The organism is Sphingopyxis sp. (assembly GCF_035565275.1).
Classification (GTDB): domain Bacteria; phylum Pseudomonadota; class Alphaproteobacteria; order Sphingomonadales; family Sphingomonadaceae; genus Sphingopyxis.
The window spans coordinates 1-4,919 of the sequence record NZ_DATMST010000031.1; the positions used below are offsets into that span (position 1 = coordinate 1).

The following is a 4,919-nucleotide window of genomic DNA, read 5'->3' on the forward strand; positions in this document are numbered from 1 at the left end:
CGAGCGACAGCCAGCCAGCCAGACAGCCCCCGCCCGCCAGCAGGGTGCCGAGGGCGCGGACCGGCTTCACGCGCGGGCGCGCAGCCGGTTGCGCAGGGCATAGCCCGATTGGCGGAGCGATGCGGGGATCAGCTTTGCGGCGAGCAGCAACGCCGCGGTGCTCGCTCCCTCGGGCATATAAAGATCGCCCAGCCGGATCGCGGTGCGCCCCGGATATTTTATCGCATAGCGCGCATAATGTGCGATTTCCTGATTCACGAGCCGCCGCAGCAACGCCGCTTCCTGCACGGTCGCCCCGGCGATCATCGTGCGCGCGGTCTCGACCAGACAGGGCACGTCGAGCGTCGTCGTCGACTTGCTGACCTTGTTGTCGCTGTCGCGGTGAAAGACCGCGGTGACACGCGGGTCGTAACGTAGCCTGCCCTTGGCGAGCACGCGCAACCACAGATCCTTGTCGCCGCCGCGCACCGCGCGCCCTTCGGGGAACAGCCCCGCCGCGAACAAAGTATCGCGCCGGATCGCGATCGCGCCGGTCCACATCGGGCATTCGCGCACCGACAGCCATGCGGCAAGAAAGCCCGCGAAATCTAGCGTCCGCGCCTGCTCGAGCGCCGGCGCGATCCGCTGGCGCTGCGTACGGTCCTCGAACGCATGGTTGAACCGCGTGGCGACCGCACACACATCCGGATCGGCCTTCATGCCTTCGGCCAGCACCGCGAGGTGATCGGGCTGCCACAGATCGTCGGCATCGAGAAAGGCGATCCAGTCGCCGCTCGCGGCACGGATGCCGATGTTGCGCCCGGCATAGCCGCCGGGTCCCGGCGTCGGCAGGTCAAGGAGCCTGATGCGCCCGTCGCCGATCGCGGCCACGATCTGGCGCCCGCCGTCGGTCGAGCCATTGTCGACCACCAGTATCTCGTGCGCGGGCAACGTCTGGGCGAGCACGCTATCGATCGCCGCACGGACATGCGCGGCCTTGTTATAAAGCGGCATCACCACCGAAAAATGCGGGCCTGTGCGGGGGGTATTCATCAGTCGCGTACTGCCTTTCGTCCCCCCGCGAGATGAAGATATTCGCCCACCGCTACCCCGGCGAGTTGCAAGGTCAGAAGCATGACCGCCAGCCGGCGCCCGATGGAGAGGTCACGCGAGATCGCCGCCCGGCGAAGCCGCCGGATCGTGTCGACCGCCGTGATGCCGAGCACATGAACGAGGCGCGGACTTCGCGTGGTGCGGTCCCAGCGCCCGCCGCTCAGCCGCTGGCGCTTGCGCACCAGTTCGGCGCGGCTTGCGCGCACCGGGTGTCGCACCAGCATCGCCGGTACATAGACAAGCGGATAACCGGCATCGCGGATGCGCAGCGCCATCTGCCGGTCGCCGCCCGATTTCAGGGCCGCGTCGAACCCGCCAAGTTCACGAAGCAGCGCGGTCGGGCTCGCCCAATTGGCCGTCGCGCAATTGCCACGCGCGGCATGCGCCTGCGGGAAGCTGAACAATCGCTCGTAATCGCCGAATACCTCGCGCTCCTGCGCAATCTCGTCGAACAGCTCGATATTGCCGGCCAGCACCCCGAACCCGGGGTTTGCCGCCGCGCCGCGCAGCACCTGCTCGAGCCAGTCGGGGGCGGGCTCGCAATCGGCGTCGGTAAAGGCGGTGACGGGCGCCCGCACGCGTCCGATCCCCAGATTGCGCGCCACATAAGAGCCGGGCCGGGCTTCTTCGAAAAGCTCGACGCCGGGATAGCGCTGCGCAATCTCTCGCGTGGCGTCGCTCGATCCATTGTCGACGACGATGATCTGATAGGCGTCCCGCGGAAGCGTCTGACGCGCGAGCGCATCGAGGCAGCGGCCGAGCACGGCTTCGCCGTTCCACACGGGTATGACGACTGCGACTTGAAACATGAATAGGCCTGTCCAGTGCCCCCGCCGCGCTCCAATCGGCCGTGCGCGCCGTCCTGGTCAACCATATGCTGCACCTGCGAAGACGAGCCGCCCCGTGGGCCGGACGACCGGAGCGCCGGCGCCTTCGCTCGCGAATAATTGCCCGCTACCAAGGATCGCCTCGGGTCAGTCGTTGGTTCTGGCTCCGCATCGGCCGTGAACAGGAGGCGCATATCCGTGGGTAAGTCCCCGCCCGAATCGGGCAAAGCCGCCGAGATCATGGTGGTATCGCTCGAATCCGCCGCAACCCGCCGCGCCGCCTTTGCCGCGCGCGCGGTCGGCACGTCGCTCGCCTGGCGGTTCTTCGATGCCTGCACCGCGCCCGCGCCGGACATGGTGATCGACGAGCCCGCAATCCGCCGCAACAAGGGCCGGCCGATGAGCAAGGGCGAGATCGGCTGCTACGCCAGCCATTTCTCGATCTGGCAGGACATGATCGCACGCGGCGTAGCTCAGGCAATCATCCTCGAGGACGACACGGTGGTCGACTGGGCCTATCTCGAACCCCTCGCGCGGACCGATCTTCACGCCGAGGGCATCGACTATCTCAGGCTCTATGCCAAGCGGCCGACCTGGCAGCGCGTGGTACGGCGCGACTTCCTCCAGCATTCGCGCGCGATCGTCGAACTGGTCGGGCTTGCTTACGGCACGCAGGGCTATGCGATCACGCTCGACGGGGCCCGGCGGCTCGTCGCGCATTGCCGCATCGTCCGTCGTCCGATCGACGACGAAATGGACCGATCGTGGGCGCACGGCCTGCCCAATCTCGCGCTCTATCCCGCGCCGATCCTCGAAGCGGCGATCGTTTCGGACATCGGCAATTCGCGCTTCGGGCCCAAGGCCGACCCGCTCTATCATTCGGCAAGGCAAAAGGCCTGGCGCGCTATCGAACGCGCCCGCATGCGGATGCTGAAAGCGAGACGCCTGCTTGAGCGCTGACCTCCCCACCCGCTTCGACGACGGGTTACGCGCGCGCAGCCGCAGTTCGATCGGCTGGACGATCACGCGCTTTCTGTCGGATCAGATCTTCTCCTTTGTCGTCTTCGTGATTCTGGCGCGTCTGCTTACCCAGGCGGACATCGGCGCCTTTGCGGTGATGGCGGTGACGGCCGAGGCGTTTCGCATCATCGCCACCGCCGGTCTGGTGCAGACGATCGCCCGCAAGCGCGAGATCACGCCTGCGTTTCTCGACACCATCTATCGCTCGCAGCAGGCCTTTTCCTTCCTCTCTGCCATTCTGATCATCGCGCTGGCCCAGCCGATAGCGAACTGGATGGATGCGCCGGACATTGCCCTGCCGCTCGCGGTGATGAGCCTCGTGCTGCCGATATCGTCCTTCGGCGCCACCCATCTGGCGCTGCGTCTGCGCGAGTTCGGCCACCGCACCACCGCGCTCCGTTCGGTCGTCGGCGGGCTGATCGGTGGCACCTGCGCGGTCGCCGCCGCCTTCGCCGGGCTGGGACTGTGGAGTCTCGTCATCCAGCGGCTCGTCACCGAGATCGTCGGCGTGTTCCTGTCGCGCGCCTCCTATGACTGGAAACCGGGCTGGCAGTTCGATCGCGCGATCCTGCGCGCGAACCTGATGCTCAACGCGAGCCTGATCTATGTCCAGCTTGCGTTCCTCGCGACGGTGCGCGTGCAGGAAATGGCCATCGGCGCCGGGATCGGGCTCGCCGCGGTCGGCGTCTATCGCACCGCGTGGCGCACGGTCGAGCTGATCGGTCGCGGGGCGATCCAGCCGTTCACCCAGGTCGCGGTGCAGACGCTCGCGCGGGTCAAGGACGATCCCGCTGAACTGCGCCACGCCTATCGCTGGATGATTTCGCGCGCCGCGGCGCTCTCCTTTCCCGCGCTTGTCGGCTTCGGCGCGCTGGCGCCGATCGCCATTCCCACCGTGTTCGGCGAAAAATGGGCCGAAGCCGGGCAGCTCGCCCAGATTTTCGCCTTCATGGCCGTGCCCTTCACGCTCAACTTCTTCGCATCGCCCTCGCTCAGCGTGCTCGGTGCGTCGCGCAGCCTGATATCGCTTTCGACGACGCAGCTGGTGCTTGGCGTGATCCTGACGCTGGCGGCGCTGCCTTACGGCCTGTTCGCGGTCGCCGTCTCCTACGTCGGGCGCGCCTATCTTACCTTGCCGATGCAAATCTGGCTGCTCCGCCGCGCCTCGGGCATCCGCCCCGCCGACAGCTTCCGCGCGGTCGGCGCGCCGCTGATCGCCTCGACGCTGATGGGCGTGGCGCTCGCGATTGCGATGCGCCTGCTCGATGCGCGCCTCGCGGGCTGGCAGGCGCTGCTGCTGCTCACCGCGACCGGCGCCTTGTTCTACGGCATCGCCTTGCTCGCCATTTCGCGATCGTGGCGCGGCCGCCTCCTGTCGATGTCCACACGCCTCAGAAAGAGCCGAATATGACCAAGAAGACCGCCGACCAGCTTGTCGGCGAACTCGCCCGGCGTTTTTCACAGGAGCTCGACCGCGCGCTCCCCCCGGGCAAGCTCGCCCTCGTCGACTTCCCCGATCACTCGAATGTCGGCGACTCCGCGATCTGGCTCGGCGAGATGGCCTATCTGCGGGGGCGCGACCGCTTGCCGGCCTATTATTCCGCGATCGCCGATTTCGACGACGCCGCCTGCCGGGCGGCGATCGGCGACGGGCCGATCCTGATTCATGGCGGCGGCAACATGGGCACGCTGTGGCCCAAGCATGAAGCCTTTCGCCTTCATCTGCTTCGCGCGCATCGCGGCCGCCCGATCGTCCAGATGCCGCAGTCGATCCACTATGCCGATCCCGCCGCGGCGGCCGAAATGGCCGATGCGATCCGTGCGCACGGCCAGTTCACCCTGCTCGTGCGCGACGCGCGCTCGCTGGCTTTCGCGCACGAACATTTCGACTGCACGATCCGGCTTTGCCCCGACGCCGCGCTGATGCTCGGCCGCCAGCATCGCGCCGCGGCCAGCGTGCCCGTTTTCGCGCTGCTGCGC

5 protein-coding genes are annotated in these 4,919 nt (G+C 67.5%); 3 read left to right on the forward strand and 2 right to left on the reverse strand.

The genetic code is table 11. The annotated features are described in order from the left end of the window. Window positions 1–66: 66 nt before the first annotated feature. Together VN047_RS02210 and VN047_RS02215 are read right to left on the reverse strand one after the other, a co-directional pair. Complete coding sequence (locus VN047_RS02210; RefSeq protein WP_325539584.1) at window positions 67–1,032, reverse strand: glycosyltransferase family A protein; 966 nt, start codon at window positions 1,030–1,032, stop codon at window positions 67–69. Continuing rightward, window positions 1,032–1,901 carry a glycosyltransferase family A protein gene (locus tag VN047_RS02215; RefSeq protein WP_325539586.1) on the reverse strand — a complete coding sequence of 290 codons (870 nt, stop codon included), beginning with the start codon at window positions 1,899–1,901 and terminating at the stop codon, window positions 1,032–1,034. Before VN047_RS02215 ends, VN047_RS02210 begins: the two co-directional genes overlap by 1 nt. Before the next feature lie 216 nt (window positions 1,902–2,117). Here VN047_RS02215 and VN047_RS02220 point away from each other — a divergent pair, with 216 nt between their 5' ends. The 3 genes from VN047_RS02220 to VN047_RS02230 form a co-directional block, all read left to right on the forward strand. Then, complete coding sequence (locus tag VN047_RS02220; protein ID WP_325539588.1) at window positions 2,118–2,879, forward strand: glycosyltransferase family 25 protein; 762 nt, start codon at window positions 2,118–2,120, stop codon at window positions 2,877–2,879. Further along, the gene (locus VN047_RS02225) at window positions 2,869–4,350 is read left to right on the forward strand and encodes a lipopolysaccharide biosynthesis protein (RefSeq protein ID WP_325539590.1); all 1,482 of its coding nucleotides are present in this window, start codon (window positions 2,869–2,871) and stop codon (window positions 4,348–4,350) included. Before VN047_RS02220 ends, VN047_RS02225 begins: the two co-directional genes overlap by 11 nt. Continuing rightward, on the forward strand, window positions 4,347–4,919 hold a 573-nt coding region (locus tag VN047_RS02230), incomplete at its 3' end, for a polysaccharide pyruvyl transferase family protein (protein ID WP_325539592.1). The genes VN047_RS02225 and VN047_RS02230, both read left to right, overlap by 4 nt.

Coding starts and splice junctions, on each gene's coding strand:
- VN047_RS02210 (WP_325539584.1), bottom strand. CDS start 1,032: ATGAATACCCCCCGCACAGGCCCGCATTTTTCGGTGGTGATGCCGCTT.
- VN047_RS02215 (WP_325539586.1), bottom strand. CDS start 1,901: ATGTTTCAAGTCGCAGTCGTCATACCCGTGTGGAACGGCGAAGCCGTG.